This is a genomic window from Jeotgalibacillus sp. S-D1 (assembly GCF_004358665.1).
GTDB lineage: Bacteria > Bacillota > Bacilli > Bacillales > Jeotgalibacillaceae > Jeotgalibacillus.
This window is the reverse complement of the sequence record NZ_SMZR01000011.1, coordinates 20,673-38,594: the sequence shown is the minus strand read 5'-3', so window position 1 is coordinate 38,594 and position 17,922 is coordinate 20,673. Positions and strand designations below refer to the sequence as shown.

Genomic DNA, 17,922 nt, shown 5'->3' with positions numbered 1-17,922 from the left:
AGCAGTGAGGTGGAAGCGGAATGCCAAAAACTTTAGCCGACATTAAAAAGGCACTTGATTTAAATCTTGGAAAACGTCTAATGTTAAAAGCCAATGGTGGAAGACGCAAGACAATCGAGCGTTCAGGAGTTCTCACTGAAACGTATCCTTCCATTTTTATCGTGGAATTGGATCAAGATGAGCACGCTTTTGAGCGGGTATCGTATAGCTACACCGATGTATTAACTGAATCAGTGGAACTAACCTTCATGGATGAAGGTTCGGAAGCCATTACCGTAAGCTAGCAGTGGACTGTTGTTTACTGCTTTTTTATTTTTGCCGCGCAGCGAATATGCTGGGCGGTTTTGTACATAGTAAAGATGGCGGTACCGACGGAGGGGGACAACTGACATGAGTAGAAGAAGAAGCATGATGTCTGATCAACTCAAAGAAGAAATCGCCAGAGAGCTCGGTTTTTATGACACGGTTCAGCAAGAAGGCTGGGGCGGAATTAAATCACGAGACGCCGGTAATATGGTGAAACGAGCCATCGAAATGGCTGAGACTCAGTTAGCGAAAAGACAGTGACTGCGGTAATACTGGCGTAGAAGCCTACCGTTAACTTCTGCCAGGGGTGTGTGTAGATTCATCAAATGTAAATAGTGGTACCAGCCAATCAACCAACAGAGGTTTTCTCTGTTGGTTTTCTTTATGTCAGAGCTACGCCCGCTTTCACTTTTTGTGATCCAGTTGCAGCAGGCAGCTCCTCGGATCGTAAGCCGCTCCCCCATGCAGGCAAAAAGCGCCTGCTTGGTGGATCGTCTTACGTCTGTCGGAGCTAAACGCCTGCTTTCACTTTTCGTCATTTATGCTACAATAGCTTCATTAGAATTGTTTGATGATTGAGGTGAGTAGGTTGAAGATGATGGTGAAGGCGCCTGCGAAGATTAATTTGTCTTTGGATGTGCTTAGTAAGAGGCCTGATGGTTTTCATGAGGTTGAAATGGTAATGACTACAGTTGATTTAGCTGATCGAATTGAGCTTGAGCTTGTGGATAGTGGATCCATCCATATTCTGTCTCTTGATCGGTTTGTTCCGGGAGATCATCGCAACTTGGCGTATAAAGCGGCAGATCTTTTGAAGCGCCGCTATAAGGTCAAGCAGGGTGTAGCAATTACGATTCAAAAACAAATTCCAGTGGCAGCAGGGTTAGCTGGCGGAAGCAGCGATGCGGCTGCTACCTTACGCGGGCTGAACAAGCTCTGGAATCTGAATATACCGGTTGATGAACTTGCTGAACTTGGCGCAGAAATTGGCTCGGATGTATCATTTTGCATTTATGGCGGAACGGCCCTTGCTACGGGAAGAGGAGAGGTCATTCAGGAGCTCCCGGCTCCGCCAAACTGCTGGGTGATTCTGGCAAAGCCATCAATCGGCGTTTCAACAGCAGATGTTTATCGAAGTTTGAAAGTCGACCGGATTACCCATCCAAATACAGAAGCTATGGTCGAAGCGATTCGTTCCCAGGACTATAAAGGGATGTGTAATCATTTAGGAAATGCGCTTGAAACAGTAACATTGAGGATGCATCCTGAGGTGGCGCATATAAAACAACAGATGGAACGGTTTGGTGCGGATGCTGTTCTGATGAGCGGAAGCGGCCCGACTGTGTTTGGACTTGTCGAGTATGAATCAAAAGTGCAGCGGGTCTATAATGGCCTTCGCGGCTTCTGTGATCAGGTATTCGCTGTACGTATGCTCGGAGACCGGAATGCCCTTGATTAAATCCGTATATTAATGATATAGTAACTTTACATTATTCGGGTTTTGGGAGGTATAAAACGGCAATGAAGGTCAAACGCAGTGAACGGCTTATCGATATGACTCATTATTTAATGGAACATCCCAGAGAATTGGTGTCACTAACTTTTTTTGCTGAACGATTTCAATCAGCTAAATCATCAATAAGTGAAGATTTAGTTATTGTAAAGGAAACGTTTGAAGCTCGGGGAGTTGGAACGCTTCAAACTGTTCCTGGCGCTGCTGGCGGTGTGAAATATATCCCTGGGATTAAACGCCAGCAGGCTGAGGAGCTAATTGAATCGTTGCGTACTCATGTTTCTCACTCGGATCGCTTACTGCCAGGCGGATATCTATATATGACAGATATTCTGGGGGATATTCATCTAATGAATCATGTCGGCAAACTTTTTGCAGCGGCATTTGCAGACCAGGATATTGATGTCATTATGACCGTAGCCACCAAAGGTATTGGCATTGCCCATGCAGTGGCGAGATATTTAGGTGTCCCGGTAGTCGTTGTCCGCCGTGATAGTAAAGTGACAGAAGGCTCTACAGTAAGCATTAATTACGTTTCCGGTTCATCCAAGAGGATTCAAACCATGCTGTTATCCAAACGCAGTTTAGCACAAGGCTCGAGGGTGCTTATTGTGGATGACTTTATGCGGGCTGGCGGAACGGCTGCAGGAATGAAGAACCTGTTGGAGGAATTTTCAGCTACAGTAGCTGGTGTAGGAATTTTTATTGAATCAGAGTATGGAGAAGAACGTTTAATTGAGAATTACACTTCCCTCCTAAACCTGACCGGAGTAGATGAAAAGGGTAAGATGATCCGCGTAAAAACAGGAAATTATTTTGATCAGGTTCAAACGTTTTTAGGTGATCCAAAGTAAATTGTGTAGGAGGAATTTGAAATGAAATTTGTTCAAACAAGTCAGGCTCCAGCTGCAATCGGCCCATACTCTCAAGGGGTTGTAGTTAATAATTTATTTTACAGCTCAGGTCAAATTCCTTTGACTTCAGAAGGTGTGTTAGTAGAAGGTCCAATTCAGGATCAGACCCATCAGGTATTTAAAAATCTACAGGCAGTTCTTGAAGAAGCGGGTGCCTCCCTTACTTCTGTTGTTAAGGTGACGGTATTCTTAAGCGATTTAGCTAATTTTGACGAGGTTAATGAAATATACGGCAGTTACTTTGGCGACCATCGTCCTGCACGTTCATGTGTTGAGGTATCAAAATTACCTAAAAATGTCGGCATTGAAATTGAAGTAATCGCACTGGTTAAATAATTATTTAAAGAAAAATCCTTTTCCAAGGGTTTTTCTTTTTTTTATGTTCTGTTTGCTCTGTTGTTTAATAAAGCCCCTTTTTTATCCAAATGTAATAGGTATTCGTGATATTATTTATCTGAATAATAAAATAATTTCTACTATTTTCTTTTTTAAGTAGGAAAATACCATCTGGACGCCGAATTGGTAAGTGAAGCAATTTTTAGTGTGAAAGGTGGTGGAACTAGATGGAAGTTACTGATGTGAGACTGCGTCGCGTAAGCACCGATGGCCGAATGAGAGCGATCGCTTCCATAACCTTGGACAATGAATTTGTTGTCCATGACATTCGTGTAATTGATGGCAATAATGGATTGTTTGTCGCGATGCCAAGCAAGCGGACGCCAGATGGAGAATTTCGTGATATTGCCCACCCAATAAATTCCAGTACCAGGGAAATGATTCAGGCAATCGTGCTTGAGGAATATGAGCGGGTTGGAGAGGCACAAGAAGTAGGACAGCTGGAGGAAGCCGGCGCTTGATTGATCAATAAAAATAAACGGGAAACCTGGCAAAATAAATGCTGGGTTTTTTTCTGTTCCAATGAGTCGTTAATGGAAGGAGATGCCTCTGCAAAGCCTCCTCTATCAACATACTGCCCCTCCAATAAAAAAGCAAAAACATGACAATTGAATGACAGATTGTTCTGAAATCACGAGATTCCTTGAAATGAAAGGATTTTTAATATATATTCGAAGTGGAAAAATGTTGACTGGAGGACAGACAATGTCGAATCGATACGCCATAATTTTAGCAGCGGGTCAAGGAACACGCATGAAGTCTAAGTTATATAAAGTATTACATCCTGTATGTGGTAAGCCGATGGTAGAACATGTACTGGAACAAGTTAAACATGTAAACATGAGTGAGGTTGTAACCGTTGTTGGTCATGGTGCTGAACTCGTTCAAGCGCAGCTTGGCGAACGTTCAGAGTTTGTTTTGCAGGCAGAGCAATTGGGAACTGCACATGCTGTCATGCAGGCAAAAGATCGTTTACAAAATAAAGATGGAATCACATTAGTCGTTTGCGGAGACACGCCGTTGATTACTGCTGAAACCATGTCTTCTCTTATTCAGCATCATGAGGAGCAACAGGCGAAGGCGACAATTTTAACAGCTCACCAGGAAAACCCGGCTGGATATGGCCGAATCATTCGTGACGAAGCAGGGCTAGTAAAGCGCATTGTTGAGCACAAGGATGCTAATGATGAAGAGCTGGCTGTTCAGGAAGTTAACACAGGAACATATTGTTTTGATAATCGTGCGCTTTTTGAAGCGCTTGATAAAGTAAATAATGATAATGTACAAGGTGAGTACTATTTGCCTGACGTTATTGAAATCCTCCAATCGGAAGGTGAAACAATCGGTGCTTTCCAAACGCCGCTTGGAAGTGAAACACTTGGTGTCAACGACCGGGTCGCTTTATCGCAGGCTGAAAGATTAATGAAAGCACGAATCAATGAACAGCATATGCGCAATGGAGTATCATTGATCGATCCGGAAAATACCTATATCAGCAGTGAAGCTGTTATTGGCCGGGATACTGTCATCTATCCGGGCACTGTTATTTTAGGCAAAACAACGATTGGTGAAGATTGCATCATTGGACCAAATAGTGAAGTTAAAGACAGTAAAATTGTTGATCGCACAACGGTTAAACAATCGGTTGTCCATGACAGCGATGTAGGTTCTGATGTTAATATTGGACCATTTGCTCATATTCGTCCTCAATCTGCTATTGCAGATGAAGTGAAAATTGGAAATTTTGTAGAAATCAAAAAAGCCAATTTTGGAAAAGGAAGCAAGGCTTCTCATTTGAGCTATATCGGGGATGCTGAAGTAGGAGCGAATGTAAATATTGGGTGTGGTTCTATCACAGTTAATTATGATGGCAAAAATAAGCACCTGACGACAATTGAGGATAATGTTTTTATTGGCTGTAATTCTAACCTTGTGGCTCCTGTAACTGTCGGAAAAGGCGCTTATGTAGCTGCGGGTTCAACAATTACAAAAAATGTACCAGGCGAGGCTTTGTCAATTGCAAGAGCACGCCAGGAGAATAAAGAAGGCTACGCAAGTAAGCTTAATAAATAAAAACCAATTGGAGGCCATCATGTCAAGAGAATATGCCAATTCGAAATTGAAAATCTTTTCCCTCAACTCAAATCACGAGTTAGCCAAGGATATAGCAGCTGCAGTAGGAACAAAGTTAGGTAAATGCTCAGTAACAAGCTTTAGCGACGGAGAAATCCAGATAAATATTGAAGAAAGTATTCGTGGTTGTGACGTTTTTGTTGTTCAATCAACTTCAACTCCGGTAAACGAAAATCTTATGGAGCTTTTAATCATGGTTGATGCATTAAAACGTGCTTCGGCAAAAACCATTAATATTGTGATGCCTTACTACGGATACGCACGTCAAGATCGCAAAGCCCGTGCGCGTGAGCCGATCACAGCGAAGCTTATAGCTAACCTTCTGGAAACAGCGGGTGCAACACGTGTCATCACATTAGATTTGCATGCACCTCAAATTCAAGGGTTTTTTGATATCCTGATTGACCATCTTCGCGGAGTTCCGATTATTGCAGAATACTTTATCCAAAAGAACTTCAATCCTGAAGAAATTGTCATTGTTTCTCCAGACCATGGTGGCGTTACACGTACCCGTAAATTGGCTGAACGCTTAAAAGCACCTATTGCGATAATTGATAAACGTCGTCCAAAACCAAACGTTGCAGAAATAATGAATATTGTTGGAAGTGTAGAAGGTAAAACGGCTATTCTAATTGATGACATCATCGATACAGCCGGAACCATCACTCTTGCTGCCAATGCACTGATGGAAAGTGGAGCCAGAGAAGTGTATGCGAGCTGCACTCATCCGGTGCTTTCAGGTCCTGCGATGGAACGGATTAATAATTCTCCGATAAAAGAGCTTGTAGTGACAAACTCCATCGCCTTGAGTGAAGAGAAAAAGGGCGGTAAAATAGTTGAATTGTCAGTGGCAAGTCTTTTAGCTGAAGCCATCATCCGAGTGTATGAACAGCAATCTGTAAGTATGTTATTTGATTAATAAATCTAATGTCTCATTTCCTGGTATTGCATCCATTGCAGGGGTTATGCCTCATTGGGTGCTTAAGCAGGATAAGGTAAAACATAAGACGTTCTTCCCAAAACGAAAAAACCGACTTCTTTCATGAAGTCGGTTTTTTGAATTTAATGGCAGTTTATAGTCGGATTATATAACATAAATCACCACAATTAATCGGTTATTGTCGAATTTCTTATAAAAGTCTTTGGTTCTTTATAAGGTTTTAGGTTTAAGGCTTAAGTTGCAGGGGTAAATTGTATTTATAACATATAAAATTCTAAATTAACTTTGGAAGGTGATTAATTATGAGTTCAGTTCTTAAAGCAACAAAACGTGATGGATTTAAAAAATCAGATCTAACCGAATTACGTACTGCGGGTAAACTTCCTGCCGTTGTATACGGATATAAAGTTGAAAACACTTCAATTTCTGTAGATGAAATTGATCTAGTCAAAACAATCCGCGAAGTAGGCCGTAACGGCATTATCGAATTGGAAATTGAAGGTAAGAAGCAAAATGTAGTCCTCAGTGATTATCAGTCAGACTTCTTGAAAGATGAAATTATTCATGCTGACTTCCTTGCAGTTAACATGTCTTCAGAGCTTGATGTGGATGTAACAGTAAATCTTACGGGTGAAGCGGCTGGCACTAAAGAAGGCGGAGTTGTTCAAACAACCCTTCACGAATTGTCTATTACGGCAAAACCAAAAGATATTCCTGAATCCATTGAAGTAGATATAAGCAATCTTGAAATTGGAGATGCTATTTCAGTCGGTGACATTCGTGACTCGTATAAAGTAACAATTAACCACGAAGACGACGAAGCGATTGCATCTGTTTTAGCTCCTCGTGTAGAAGAAGAGCCTGAAGAGTCTGATGAAGAAACGGAATCAGAAGAGCAGGCTGATGAACAACAAGAAGGCCAGGCAGTCGAATAATAGGTATTTTGGGCGTAACCTTTTTGGAGGTTACGCCCAAAATGGTTTATGATGTAGTAGAGGGGTTCTGTGCCCCTGATTGAAATAATGAGGAGTAATAGAAATGAAACTGATTGTTGGTTTAGGAAATCCAGGAAAAACTTATGAAAAAACAAAACATAATATTGGCTTCGAAGTAATTGATGAACTTGCCTCCCGCTGGAATGCCCCTCTTCTGCAGAGTAAATTTAAAGGCGCCTTTAGTACAGTACATCGTAATGGTGAAAAAGTAATTTTATTAAAACCTCTAACATACATGAATCTTTCCGGGGAAAGTATACGTCCTCTAATGGACTACTACGATATTTCGATCGAAGACCTGGTAGTTATTTATGACGATTTGGATCTTCCGTTGGGCGCTTTGCGTTTACGCCAGAAAGGAAGTGCTGGAGGCCATAATGGAATCAAAAGCACGATTGCTCATACAGGCACGAAAAACTTCAACCGAATTCGCATTGGCATCAGCCGGCCGCCCCAAGGCATGAAGGTGCCGGATTATGTATTAAGCCGTTTTTCCGCTGAGGAATGGACCGATATGCAGGATGTAGTGAAAAAAAGCGCAGATGCCTGTGAAAAATGGCTTGAAAAACCATTTATCGAGGTGATGAATGAATTTAATGGCAGTTGAATGAATAACTCCTTCTTATGTGGCTTATACTAAGTTATCAAGTTGCATGAAGGGAGCTGTTCACAAATGGCTATTCATTATCAGTGCCGTCATTGTGGGAACTCAGTAGGTAAGATTGATACTCATTCTGTCAATACAGAGAGGCTGGGCATCCACTTGCTATCCAACGAAGAACGACAAAACATGGTATCCTATACAAAGGACGGGCATGTAGAAATTCAAACGATTTGTGAGGATTGTCAGGAATCACTTGAACGAAATCCGGATTATCATGAATTAGATCAATTCATACAGTAAGAGGCTTTGGGTGCGCACATCCAAGGCATTTTTACGTATATAGAAACTAAAAACGCTTTTATGGCAGACAAGCTGATAACCAGCTTCAGGCGCTAGCTGCTCGAGTCATAAGTCACGTGGGCAAAGTGAACAAAGAACGTCCGCTTAGCCCCCGCGCCTTATGCTAGTCGCAGCTGGACGAGCGCCTTATGCTTTTAATGTTATCCAGCTTCAGGCGGCAGCTCCTCGGATCGTAAGCCGCTCCACCATTCAGGCAAAAATCGCCTGCTTGGTGGATCGTCTTACGTCTGTCGGAGCTAAACACCGCCTTACGCTTTTAATGTTATCCAGCTCCAGGCGCTAGCTGCTCGAGTCATAAGTCACGTGGGCAAAGTGAACAAAGAACGTCCACTTAGCCCCCGCGCCTTATGCTAGTCGCAGCTGGACGAGCGGCTTATGCTTTAAATGTTATCCAGCTCCAGGCGCTAGCTGCTCGAGTCATAAGTCACGGGGGCAAAGTGAACAAAGAACGTCCACTTAGCCCCCGCGCCTTATGCTAGTCGCAGCTGGACGAGCGGCTTATGCTTTAAATGTTATCCAGCTTCAGGCGGCAGCTCCTCGGATCGTAAGCCGCTCCACCATTCAGGCAAAAAGCGCCTGCTTGGTGGATCGTCTTACGTCTGTCGGAGCTAAACACCGCCTTACGCTTTAAATGTTATCCAGCTCCAGCGGCTAGCTCCTCGAGTCATAAGCCGCTCCTCCCAATAGGCAAAAAGCGCCTATCAGGAGGATCGTCTTATGCTTGTCGGAGCTGAACGAGCCGCTTACGCTTTTAAGAATAGGAGGAGAGGCTTTGAATTCTTTATTGGATGGTTTGTTGAATGACTCGCAGATTGAGTCGGTGATAGAAGATTTACAGATAGGTGCTAATGAACAGCTGATCTCTGGTTTGTCGGGATCGGCTCGAAGTTCGTTTATGGCCGGTGTTTATAAAAAATTAAATCGCCCTATGATGGTGGTTACACATAATTTGCTGCAGGCGCAAAGGCTTTTTGATGATTTGCTGCAATTTGTAAGCGAAGAGGATTTGTTTTTATATCCAGCCAATGAATTGATTGCGGCTGAAATGAGTATTTCCAGTCCTGAGCTGTTATCTCAGCGCCTTGATACAATGAATCATCTGGCTACGAATGGCAAAGGCCTGTATATTGTCCCAATGGCCGGGCTGCGAAAAATTGTACCGCCAAAAAACAAGTGGAAGGTTAGTCAGTTTAAGCTGAAGCTTGGGGATGATTTAGATATTCAGGGGACTCTATCATCCTTGCTGAAAATGGGTTATCACCGGGCAGAAATGGTCAGCAGTCCTGGTGAGTTTAGTGTGCGCGGAGGAATTATGGATATCTATCCGCTGACCTCACTCCACCCTGTCCGAATTGAGTTATTTGACACAGAAGTGGATTCAATTCGTACCTTCTCAGCAGAGGATCAGCGGTCAATTGATGCACTTGAACAGGTGTTAATTGGACCTGCCAGTGAAGTGATTATGGAAAACGAAGATCTTCAGCGTGTAGCTGCAGAGCTTTCCAAACGGCTGAAAAGCAGCTTGAAAAAAGTAAAAAAGGCATCCATTAAAGAAGCCATGGCTGAGCAGGCCGAATATGAAATAAGCCTGTTGAAAAATGGACAAAAGCCTGATCAACTATTTAAATATCAATCTTTAGCCTATGAGGAAGAAACAAGCTTAGTAGAGTATCTGCCGGATAATGGACTTTTGCTTTTTGATGAAATGAGCCGCATTCATGAAATGGATGAAACCCTGGAAAAAGAAGAGATGGACTGGTATGTATCTCTTTTGGAGGAAGGAAAGATTATTCATGATGTACCGGTTTCCCACGGTTTACATCAGATTCTTTCGTTAGGAAAGCAGCAAAAAGTTTATTTTTCTTTGTTCACAAGACAAATCCCCCACACTAATCCAAAGAAGGTTCATACATTTTCTTGTAAACCAATGCAAAGCTTTCATGGACAGATGCATGTGTTAAAAGCAGAGCTTGACCGCTGGAAGAACAGCAAATATACGGTGGTGCTGCTTGCACCGGACGGACAGCGTCTGCAGAAGTTTGAGCGTGTATTGGCTGATTATGATATCGACGTGGCAATTGTGCAGGACGGGCAGCCGTTAATCCCTAACGCGGTTCAGATCGTCAATGGAGGTTTGCAGTCAGGCTTTGAGCTTCCGATGCATAAGCTTGCTGTCATGACCGAAGAAGAATTATTCCGTCAGAAGACCCGCAAGAAAAAACGCCATCAGAAACTATCAAACGCTGAAAGAATTAAAAGTTACTCAGAATTAAAAGTGGGTGACTACGTCGTTCATGTCAATCATGGAATAGGAAAGTACCTGGGCATCGAAACACTTGAAATTAACGGCCTTCATAAGGATTATTTAAATGTAAGATACCAGGGAAATGATCAGCTTTATGTGCCTGTCGATCAAATCGAGCTTGTTCAAAAATATGTAGGTTCAGAAGGCAAAGAGCCAAAGCTGTACAAGCTTGGCGGAACAGACTGGAAACGGGTTAAGAGCAAGGTGCAATCTTCTGTTGCTGATATTGCAGACGATTTAATCAAACTTTATGCAGACAGGGAAGCAGCAAAAGGGTTTGCATTTACGGAAGATACCAATGAGCAGCAGGAATTCGAAGCTTCCTTTCCTTATCAGGAAACAGATGATCAACTGCGCTCAATTGAAGAAATTAAAAAGGATATGGAACGTGACAGGCCGATGGACCGTTTATTATGCGGAGATGTAGGATATGGAAAAACGGAAGTGGCGATCCGGGCTGCATTCAAGGCGATTATGGATGGCAAGCAAGTAGCGATCCTGGTGCCTACAACCATTTTGGCTCAGCAGCATTATGAAACAATGATGGAACGAATGCAGGATTTCCCCATTAATATCGGGCTGCTTAGCCGGTTTAGAACAAGAAAGCAGCAGCAGGAAACGATGAAGGGGCTGGCAGCGGGTACGATTGATGTAGTAGTCGGAACTCACCGCCTGCTGTCCAAGGATATAAAATACCGTGATATTGGCTTGTTAATAATTGATGAAGAGCAGCGCTTCGGTGTAACCCATAAAGAGAAAATCAAGCAGTTGAAAACAAATATTGATGTTCTGACGCTTACCGCTACGCCGATCCCGAGAACTTTGCATATGTCGATGCTTGGTGTGCGGGATTTGTCTGTCATTGAAACACCGCCGGAAAACCGCTTTCCTGTTCAGACCTATGTGATGGAATACAACGGGGCGCTCATTCGTGAAGCAATCGAGCGGGAACTTGCAAGGGATGGACAAGTATACTTTCTTTATAACCGGGTAGAAGATATAACCAAAAAAGCTGATGAAATTGCCACCCTTGTGCCTGACGCCAGAGTCGCTGTGGCTCACGGCCAAATGACAGAAACCGAACTGGAATCTGTTATTCTCCAGTTTTTAGAAGGGGAATATGATGTCCTGGTAACCACAACGATTATTGAAACGGGTGTCGATATACCAAATGTTAATACCCTTATTGTATTTGATGCTGATCGCATGGGTCTATCACAGCTTTATCAGCTAAGGGGCCGTGTAGGACGTTCAAACCGGGTCGCCTACTCGTATTTTACCTACCGTAAGGACAAGGTATTGACGGAAATCGCAGAAAAGCGTTTGCAATCGATAAAAGAATTTACTGAACTGGGATCCGGCTTTAAGATCGCGATGCGGGATCTGACAATCCGCGGAGCAGGTAATTTGCTTGGTTCGCAACAGCATGGCTTTATTGATTCTGTTGGATTTGATCTGTACTCTCAAATGCTGAAGGAAGCCATTGAAGAACGGAAAGACCAGCTTCCAGCTTCAGCACAGCAGAAGCAAACGTCAAAATCGGTTGTCGAAATTGATCTGGATGTTAAACAGGATGCTTATATTCCTGAAAGCTATATTCCGGATGGTCACCAGAAAATTGAGATGTATAAGAAATTCCGAGGGATAACAGCAGTGGATGAAGTGACAGAACTGAAAGATGAGATGATCGACCGCTTTGGGGATTATCCAAAAGAAGTTCACACTTTATTTCAAATTGCTGAAATTAAAGCATACGGAAATCTGGTGGGCTTAGAGGCAATTCATCAGTCGAAGGATTCCATAAAATTAGAAGTAAGCGAAGACGGCACGAAACGCATAGATGGAGCAAAAGCATTTGAAATCAGTAATCGCCACGGACGGGATGTCGGTCTTGGAATGGACAATAATAAACTGAAAATCAGTATTCAAATTCGCAATAAAAAGCCGGATCAGTGGTTTGATATTGTGCATGACGTAATTTGCCGCCTGCCTGAAGCTCTTAAAGAAACAGCATAGTCTGCTGTAAACAATTTTCTGCAATGGGCTCTCTGTTTAAGCATGAAAAAAGAAATTTAATTTTCATGTTTAAAATCCTGGTACAAATAGGAACACTAAATACAGCTGCTAGAATTTTTTCCCTTAAAAACAAAGAAAAGTTAACTTTTTTAACTTATTTTAGACTTTTTTTGGAGAAATTGTGTGGAATCGGTATAATTTTTCTCGTTTATTCAATACTAACCACAAGTAGCACGCTGTGTGAAAGACAGGAAAATCCGTCATAGGAAAGAGAGGCCAGCAGAATGAAAGCAACCGGTATAGTACGACGTATTGATGATTTAGGTCGAGTTGTCATTCCAAAAGAAATAAGAAGAACCTTACGAATTAGAGAAGGAGATCCTCTGGAGATCTTTGTTGATCGGGAAGGCGAAGTCATTTTAAAGAAATATTCTCCTATTAATGAACTGGGGAGCTTTGCCAAGGAATATGCAGAAGCGATTCATGACAGTCTTGGACATCCAGTACTAATTTGTGACCGTGACAATGTTGTTGCCATTTCCGGTGTTTCTAAAAAGGAATACTTGAACCGCAGAATCGGCACTGGGATTGAAGAAATCATGGCAGCACGCAAAAGCGTATTATCTGAAAAACAAACGAAGTTATCTGTCATTGAACATCAGGATGAAGAGCAGGCTGCTTATGCGATTGCTCCTATCGTAGCATCAGGAGATCCAATCGGTGCTGTCATCATCTTCTCAAAGGATTCGACACTCGGTGAACTTGAGAAAAAATCCTGTGAAACTGCTGCCAGCTTCCTTGGCCGCCAAATGGAGCATTAAACCGGAACGGATCTGAATCGGCAAAATCCAGCCCTGCAAAACGATGGTTTTGATTGTAAAAAGGGGGGGTTACATGCTTACGGTGCCATCCGATATTGTTAAACAAACTCCAACAAAGAACACAGCTTGAGGGGAACATTTTCTGTCAGTATGACGCAGAAAATGTCTTCTGTGCTGTGTTTTTTTGATGTGCCAATTTGAAATAGGAGGCTAAGTCGACTCAATAAGACATCAAGTCGTCATTTTGGTATAATATAGCCTATACTCATGTATGGTTAGAATGAAAGGCGAGTGGCATTGGACATGGATCGATCCTCAAAAGAGATGATGAAAGGTGCCGCCATTTTAACACTGGCCGCCATTTTCTCAAAAATTCTTAGCGCTATGTACCGTGTCCCTTTTCAAAACATTGTCGGTGATACTGGTTTTTATATATACCAGCAGGTTTATCCTTTATATGGCATACTGCTGGCGCTTTGTACATATGCCTTTCCCGTCATGGTTTCCAAAATAGTGGCGGAAAGAAAGCAAGTTGAGTCAAAAGAAGAAATAGAGCGAATTCTTCAGATTTCAAGCATTTATTTAACAATCGTTGGACTGGTCTGGTTTTTATTCCTGAAGCTTGGTGCTGGCGCTGTGGCAGACTGGATGGGAGATCCTTTACTTGCTCCATTGATTGAATTAATGGCGTATCCATTTTTATTGCTTCCGGTCCTATCCGTATCAAAAGGCTGGTTTCAGGCGAATTACAATATGATCCCTTCAGCCTTTTCGCAAAGTGCCGAGCAGGTCGTGCGGGTGTTGGTTATTATCATCGCATCCATTGTGCTTATGTCGATGGAGGCTTCCCTTTATGATGTAGGAAAAGGCGCAGTTATGGGTTCACTGGCTGGATCCATAACAGGGGTCATCATTCTTTTATTATTTCTTCGGAAACAGGGATTATCGTTCCGTATGCTTCGGTCTTTTTCCTTTAAAAAAGGGGACTGGACTATCCTTCGCCAGTTAACTGTGACGGGCACGGCAATGGGGATGGGCAGTATGATGCTCGTTTTATACCAGCTGATGGATTCATTAAATGTGTACTCATTGCTTGTAACCGGCGGAACCAATGGAGATGCCGCCAAAATTCTTAAAGGAATATACGACCGCGGACAGCCATTAGTCCAAATGGGCGTCGTGGTAGCGACATCATTATCATTGGCTGTCGTTCCCATTATTGCTTCTGCATTTGAAGATAAAAAAAGTGACATTGTGAAACAGCAGGCAAGGCTGGCAGTGAAAGCAGGCGTGTTATTTGGGGCAGCAGCTGCTGTCGGACTAATTAATATAATGGAACCTCTTAATATTATGCTATTTCAGGATTCGGCAGGCTCCGGCGTACTGGCTGTTTTCGCAGCAGCCGTTCTTTTGGCCTCTGTTATTTTAACCATCAATGCAGTCCTGCAGGGAATGGGTGATTATCATTTAGCCGCATGGTCGATTGTGGCGAGCCTTTTTATAAAATACGGTCTAAACCTCTTATTGATTCCGCATTTGCAAACAATGGGGGCAGCAATTGCCACGGTTATTGCTTTACTGTTTGTTATGGTTATGGTCATATGGAAATTAAGGCAACGCGTCGGATTTTTACTTTCCCGTATTTTCTATCTTAGACTGCTCTCGGGGCTGGCGGGGATGACCATCGTTGTCCAAGCCTTTTTGCATCTCCCCATCATCGCAGTGGACAGCAGGCTGGTATCGAGCGTACTGACACTTACTGCTGTTATGGCTGGTGCATGGGTGTTTTTCAAGATCAGCTGGCGCAAAGGGCTGTTCTCACCTGCTGAAGTACGGCAAATTCCGCTTGGGAAAAAGATCGAACGAATTTTTGGTGAAATGACATAATTTTAAACTCGGGGAGGCGAAATGATGACACACAAAATAGAAATTATTGGACTTGGCGCAGGCGATCTGGACCAGCTGCCTCTGGGAGTCTACAAAAAATTAACTCAAGCCTTATCCCTGACGGCGCGCACCTTGTCGCATCCGGTGATTGATGAGCTAAAAGCCGAGGGAGTAAAGTTTGCGTCGTTCGACAATATATACGAAGCACATGATCGCTTTGAAGATGTATACAAGGAAATCGTTGATACCCTGGTGAAACAGGCAAAAGAAAACCACGTAACATATGTGGTCCCGGGGCATCCTCTTGTTGCAGAACAAACGGTTCAAATGCTGCTGGAACTGCAGCGGGAAGGCCAGGCTGATGTCTCCATTATTGGAGGGCAAAGCTTTTTGGATGATTTATTTACGGCTGTTGAAATCGATCCAATTGAAGGTTTTCAGTTAGTGGATGGCACGAATCTGCATCAGGATGAACTTCAGCTTACTCAGCATGTCATTATTGGACAGGTCTATGATTCGTTCATAGCCTCAGAAGTGAAGCTGACCCTTATGGAGAGATATCCAGACGAATATCCTGTCACGATTGTCACTGCCGCGGGAAGCAGCCGGCAGCAAATTAAAACGGTGCCGCTTTTTGAACTTGATCATGAACTGGAGCTCAGCAATTTAACCAGTCTATATGTGCCGCCGATAAAAGAGGAAAATCAGTTATACGGAGAGTTTTTCAAGCTGCGCCAAATCATCGCCAAACTCAGAAGTCCTGAAGGTTGTCCATGGGATCGCGAGCAAACGCATGACTCATTAAAAAGATATTTAATTGAAGAGGTTTACGAGCTTCTTGAAGCCATTGACAATGATGACATTGACCATATGACAGAAGAGCTTGGGGATGTGCTGCTGCAGGTAATGCTGCACTCGCAAATTGGAGAAGACAGCGGCTATTTTACCATCCAGGATGTCATATATCGTATTACTGAAAAAATGGTACGCAGACATCCTCATGTATTTAGTGATGTTACGGCTGATTCACCAGAAGAAGTAGTCAATAACTGGCAGGCTATTAAACAGCAGGAAAAAGGACAAACCAGTGAAGAAAGTTCCATACTAAGTAATATCGGCAAGGGGCAACCCGCACTCATTCAGGCGCTGGAGATCCAGAAGAAAGCCGCAAAAGTTGGCTTTGACTGGGATGATCGATCCGGGGCTTGGGACAAACTAGAAGAAGAGTGGCAGGAATTTCAGGACGAAGTAGCAAATGGAGATAAAGAGGCAAGCCTTAAAGAGTTCGGTGACATATTATTTGCTTTAGTAAACGTTTCTCGTTTTCACGACATTTTTCCTGAGGAAGCACTGATTATGGCGAATCAAAAATTCATGAAGCGATTTTCATATATAGAGAAAAAAGTAAAGGAATCCGGTCAATCATTCGAAGCATTCAAGCTGACAGAGCTGGATCAATTTTGGAATGAAGCAAAAAAACAGGGCTTGTAGAAAGCGGGGATTAATATGAGATTAGATAAATTTTTAAAAGTGTCACGATTAATTAAGCGCAGAACACTGGCCAAAGAAGTGGCAGATCAAGGCCGTATTTTAGTCAACGGTCAACAGGCAAAAGCGAGTTCTACGGTAAAGCTTGGAGACGAACTGATTATTCGTTTCGGTCAGCGCATTGTGACGCTTTCAGTTGACCGTCTTCAGGAGACGACACGTAAAGAAGAAGCGGCTATGATGTATACGATTCTGAAAGAAGAACGTCCAGAGGCTGAAGAAGAAAGATAACATTTATAATCCATCATTGGGTCATACATCCCGCATTTCGTGCATACAATGTGCTAAGTAACAGTTTTGAACTAAAAGCGGGGTGGATGGAATGCCTTATTCGATTGAGCCAAAAACGACGGACAAACCAGAGCATGAAATCATTATGAGTAAAAGATCAACCCTCTCAATAACCGGTGTAAGACAGGTAGAAAGTTTTGACAATGAAGAATTCTTACTCGAAACCGTTCAGGGTTATTTATCAATTAAAGGAAAACAGCTTCAAATGGTGAATCTTGATGTAGATAAAGGCCATGTTTCACTAAAAGGAAAAATTGATGATTTGCTTTACATTGATGAACCAGGCCCGCAAGAAACGAAAGGTCTGTTCAGTAAGCTGTTTCGATGATTCTTGACCTTCAGCTTCAAGTGATGGCAACGATGATGGGAGCCGGCTTATTGATAGGGTTCAACCTGACCCTTTACGACCGGTACATTTTACGGTCGGAAAGACGTGGTTGGAACTGGGTGACAGATGGCCTTTTTTGGTGTGTACAAGCTTTCTTGATTTTTATTCTTTTGTTTAGTGTTAATGGCGGGGAATGGCGTTTGTATGTGCTGCTCTCCATCATCTGCGGATTTGCCGGATATGAAGCGCTGATGAAAAAAAGCTTTGTGGCACTTCTTACGTACATTGATCAAATCATTAAATGGATCGTGCGTACATGTACAGTCATTCTAACTGCGATGCTGATTACCCCTCTTATGTGGATATGGAAATTAATACTGGGGGCTGTTCTGCTGATCGGTTCCGTGCTTTGTCGAATTTTGCTTATGATTGGCCGGCTTTTATGGAGTCCATTTAAACCTTTTTTCCAATTTTTCAGTAAAAAGGGAAGTTATTTTGCAAAAAAGATAAAAAAGTGGCTTAATCTGTTATATAATAGGGAATAAACAAACAGCATCCGTAGCTT

General features: G+C 42.8%; 19 protein-coding genes. All 19 read left to right on the top strand.

Annotated elements, in window-relative coordinates; genetic code table 11:
* Window positions 1-20: 20 nt before the first annotated feature.
* The 19 genes from veg (at window position 21) to yabQ (ending at window position 17,902) form a co-directional block, all read left to right on the top strand.
* Window positions 21-284, top strand: a complete 264-nt coding sequence (gene veg, locus E2R51_RS18665) for a biofilm formation stimulator Veg (protein ID WP_133378593.1) — start codon at window positions 21-23, stop codon at window positions 282-284.
* Between the two features lie 106 nt (window positions 285-390).
* The gene (locus tag E2R51_RS18660) at window positions 391-567 is read left to right on the top strand and encodes a small, acid-soluble spore protein, alpha/beta type (RefSeq protein ID WP_133378592.1); all 177 of its coding nucleotides are present in this window, start codon (window positions 391-393) and stop codon (window positions 565-567) included.
* Window positions 568-690: 123 nt separating this feature from the next.
* Entirely contained in the window at window positions 691-885 is a 195-nt protein-coding gene (locus E2R51_RS18655; protein ID WP_133378591.1) for a hypothetical protein, read from the top strand.
* A gap of 10 nt (window positions 886-895) precedes the next feature.
* A complete protein-coding gene (gene ispE / locus E2R51_RS18650) occupies window positions 896-1,765 on the top strand; it encodes a 4-(cytidine 5'-diphospho)-2-C-methyl-D-erythritol kinase (RefSeq protein WP_133378590.1) in 870 nt (289 codons plus the stop codon).
* A 62-nt stretch (window positions 1,766-1,827) separates the two neighbouring features.
* A complete protein-coding gene (purR, locus tag E2R51_RS18645) occupies window positions 1,828-2,673 on the top strand; it encodes a pur operon repressor (protein WP_133378589.1) in 846 nt (281 codons plus the stop codon).
* A 21-nt stretch (window positions 2,674-2,694) separates the two neighbouring features.
* The gene (locus E2R51_RS18640; RefSeq protein ID WP_133378588.1) at window positions 2,695-3,069 is read left to right on the top strand and encodes a RidA family protein; all 375 of its coding nucleotides are present in this window, start codon (window positions 2,695-2,697) and stop codon (window positions 3,067-3,069) included.
* 227 nt (window positions 3,070-3,296) lie between these two features.
* Window positions 3,297-3,590, top strand: coding sequence for a septation regulator SpoVG (gene spoVG, locus E2R51_RS18635; protein ID WP_133378587.1), 294 nt, complete (start codon window positions 3,297-3,299; stop codon window positions 3,588-3,590).
* Window positions 3,591-3,834: 244 nt separating this feature from the next.
* Window positions 3,835-5,202, top strand: coding sequence for a bifunctional UDP-N-acetylglucosamine diphosphorylase/glucosamine-1-phosphate N-acetyltransferase GlmU (gene glmU / locus E2R51_RS18630; protein WP_133378586.1), 1,368 nt, complete (start codon window positions 3,835-3,837; stop codon window positions 5,200-5,202).
* A gap of 19 nt (window positions 5,203-5,221) precedes the next feature.
* Window positions 5,222-6,181 carry a ribose-phosphate diphosphokinase gene (locus tag E2R51_RS18625; RefSeq protein ID WP_133378585.1) on the top strand — a complete coding sequence of 320 codons (960 nt, stop codon included), beginning with the start codon at window positions 5,222-5,224 and terminating at the stop codon, window positions 6,179-6,181.
* Between the two features lie 323 nt (window positions 6,182-6,504).
* Complete coding sequence (locus E2R51_RS18620) at window positions 6,505-7,137, top strand: 50S ribosomal protein L25/general stress protein Ctc (RefSeq protein WP_133378584.1); 633 nt, start codon at window positions 6,505-6,507, stop codon at window positions 7,135-7,137.
* 103 nt (window positions 7,138-7,240) lie between these two features.
* Window positions 7,241-7,804, top strand: coding sequence for an aminoacyl-tRNA hydrolase (pth, locus tag E2R51_RS18615; RefSeq protein WP_133378583.1), 564 nt, complete (start codon window positions 7,241-7,243; stop codon window positions 7,802-7,804).
* 66 nt (window positions 7,805-7,870) lie between these two features.
* Window positions 7,871-8,101, top strand: a complete 231-nt coding sequence (fin, locus tag E2R51_RS18610) for an anti-sigma-F factor Fin (RefSeq protein ID WP_133378582.1) — start codon at window positions 7,871-7,873, stop codon at window positions 8,099-8,101.
* An 832-nt stretch (window positions 8,102-8,933) separates the two neighbouring features.
* Window positions 8,934-12,482, top strand: coding sequence for a transcription-repair coupling factor (gene mfd / locus E2R51_RS18605; RefSeq protein ID WP_240733139.1), 3,549 nt, complete (start codon window positions 8,934-8,936; stop codon window positions 12,480-12,482).
* 284 nt (window positions 12,483-12,766) lie between these two features.
* The gene (gene spoVT, locus E2R51_RS18600; protein ID WP_133378581.1) at window positions 12,767-13,303 is read left to right on the top strand and encodes a stage V sporulation protein T; all 537 of its coding nucleotides are present in this window, start codon (window positions 12,767-12,769) and stop codon (window positions 13,301-13,303) included.
* 303 nt (window positions 13,304-13,606) lie between these two features.
* Complete coding sequence (locus E2R51_RS18595) at window positions 13,607-15,190, top strand: putative polysaccharide biosynthesis protein (protein WP_133378580.1); 1,584 nt, start codon at window positions 13,607-13,609, stop codon at window positions 15,188-15,190.
* Window positions 15,191-15,214: 24 nt separating this feature from the next.
* A complete protein-coding gene (yabN, locus tag E2R51_RS18590; protein WP_133378579.1) occupies window positions 15,215-16,681 on the top strand; it encodes a bifunctional methyltransferase/pyrophosphohydrolase YabN in 1,467 nt (488 codons plus the stop codon).
* Between the two features lie 15 nt (window positions 16,682-16,696).
* A complete protein-coding gene (locus tag E2R51_RS18585; protein ID WP_133378578.1) occupies window positions 16,697-16,969 on the top strand; it encodes an RNA-binding S4 domain-containing protein in 273 nt (90 codons plus the stop codon).
* A 91-nt stretch (window positions 16,970-17,060) separates the two neighbouring features.
* The gene (gene yabP / locus E2R51_RS18580) at window positions 17,061-17,357 is read left to right on the top strand and encodes a sporulation protein YabP (protein WP_133378577.1); all 297 of its coding nucleotides are present in this window, start codon (window positions 17,061-17,063) and stop codon (window positions 17,355-17,357) included.
* Window positions 17,354-17,902 (top strand): spore cortex biosynthesis protein YabQ, encoded by a 549-nt coding sequence (gene yabQ / locus E2R51_RS18575; RefSeq protein ID WP_133378576.1) that lies wholly within the window; start codon window positions 17,354-17,356, stop codon window positions 17,900-17,902. The genes yabP and yabQ overlap by 4 nt, the downstream gene beginning before the upstream one ends.
* The last annotated feature ends 20 nt before the right edge of the window (window positions 17,903-17,922 follow it).

What these genes read in the sequence shown, in the direction of transcription:
- glmU (WP_133378586.1), top strand. Translation starts at nt 3,835, where the DNA reads ATGTCGAATCGATACGCCATAATTTTAGCAGCGGGTCAAGGAACACGC.
- E2R51_RS18655 (WP_133378591.1), top strand. Translation starts at nt 691, where the DNA reads ATGTCAGAGCTACGCCCGCTTTCACTTTTTGTGATCCAGTTGCAGCAG.
- purR (WP_133378589.1), top strand. Translation starts at nt 1,828, where the DNA reads ATGAAGGTCAAACGCAGTGAACGGCTTATCGATATGACTCATTATTTA.
- E2R51_RS18660 (WP_133378592.1), top strand. Translation starts at nt 391, where the DNA reads ATGAGTAGAAGAAGAAGCATGATGTCTGATCAACTCAAAGAAGAAATC.
- E2R51_RS18640 (WP_133378588.1), top strand. Translation starts at nt 2,695, where the DNA reads ATGAAATTTGTTCAAACAAGTCAGGCTCCAGCTGCAATCGGCCCATAC.
- pth (WP_133378583.1), top strand. Translation starts at nt 7,241, where the DNA reads ATGAAACTGATTGTTGGTTTAGGAAATCCAGGAAAAACTTATGAAAAA.
- E2R51_RS18620 (WP_133378584.1), top strand. Translation starts at nt 6,505, where the DNA reads ATGAGTTCAGTTCTTAAAGCAACAAAACGTGATGGATTTAAAAAATCA.
- E2R51_RS18625 (WP_133378585.1), top strand. Translation starts at nt 5,222, where the DNA reads ATGTCAAGAGAATATGCCAATTCGAAATTGAAAATCTTTTCCCTCAAC.
- veg (WP_133378593.1), top strand. Translation starts at nt 21, where the DNA reads ATGCCAAAAACTTTAGCCGACATTAAAAAGGCACTTGATTTAAATCTT.
- E2R51_RS18595 (WP_133378580.1), top strand. Translation starts at nt 13,607, where the DNA reads ATGGATCGATCCTCAAAAGAGATGATGAAAGGTGCCGCCATTTTAACA.
- spoVG (WP_133378587.1), top strand. Translation starts at nt 3,297, where the DNA reads ATGGAAGTTACTGATGTGAGACTGCGTCGCGTAAGCACCGATGGCCGA.
- fin (WP_133378582.1), top strand. Translation starts at nt 7,871, where the DNA reads ATGGCTATTCATTATCAGTGCCGTCATTGTGGGAACTCAGTAGGTAAG.
- E2R51_RS18585 (WP_133378578.1), top strand. Translation starts at nt 16,697, where the DNA reads ATGAGATTAGATAAATTTTTAAAAGTGTCACGATTAATTAAGCGCAGA.
- spoVT (WP_133378581.1), top strand. Translation starts at nt 12,767, where the DNA reads ATGAAAGCAACCGGTATAGTACGACGTATTGATGATTTAGGTCGAGTT.
- yabQ (WP_133378576.1), top strand. Translation starts at nt 17,354, where the DNA reads ATGATTCTTGACCTTCAGCTTCAAGTGATGGCAACGATGATGGGAGCC.
- yabP (WP_133378577.1), top strand. Translation starts at nt 17,061, where the DNA reads ATGCCTTATTCGATTGAGCCAAAAACGACGGACAAACCAGAGCATGAA.
- yabN (WP_133378579.1), top strand. Translation starts at nt 15,215, where the DNA reads ATGACACACAAAATAGAAATTATTGGACTTGGCGCAGGCGATCTGGAC.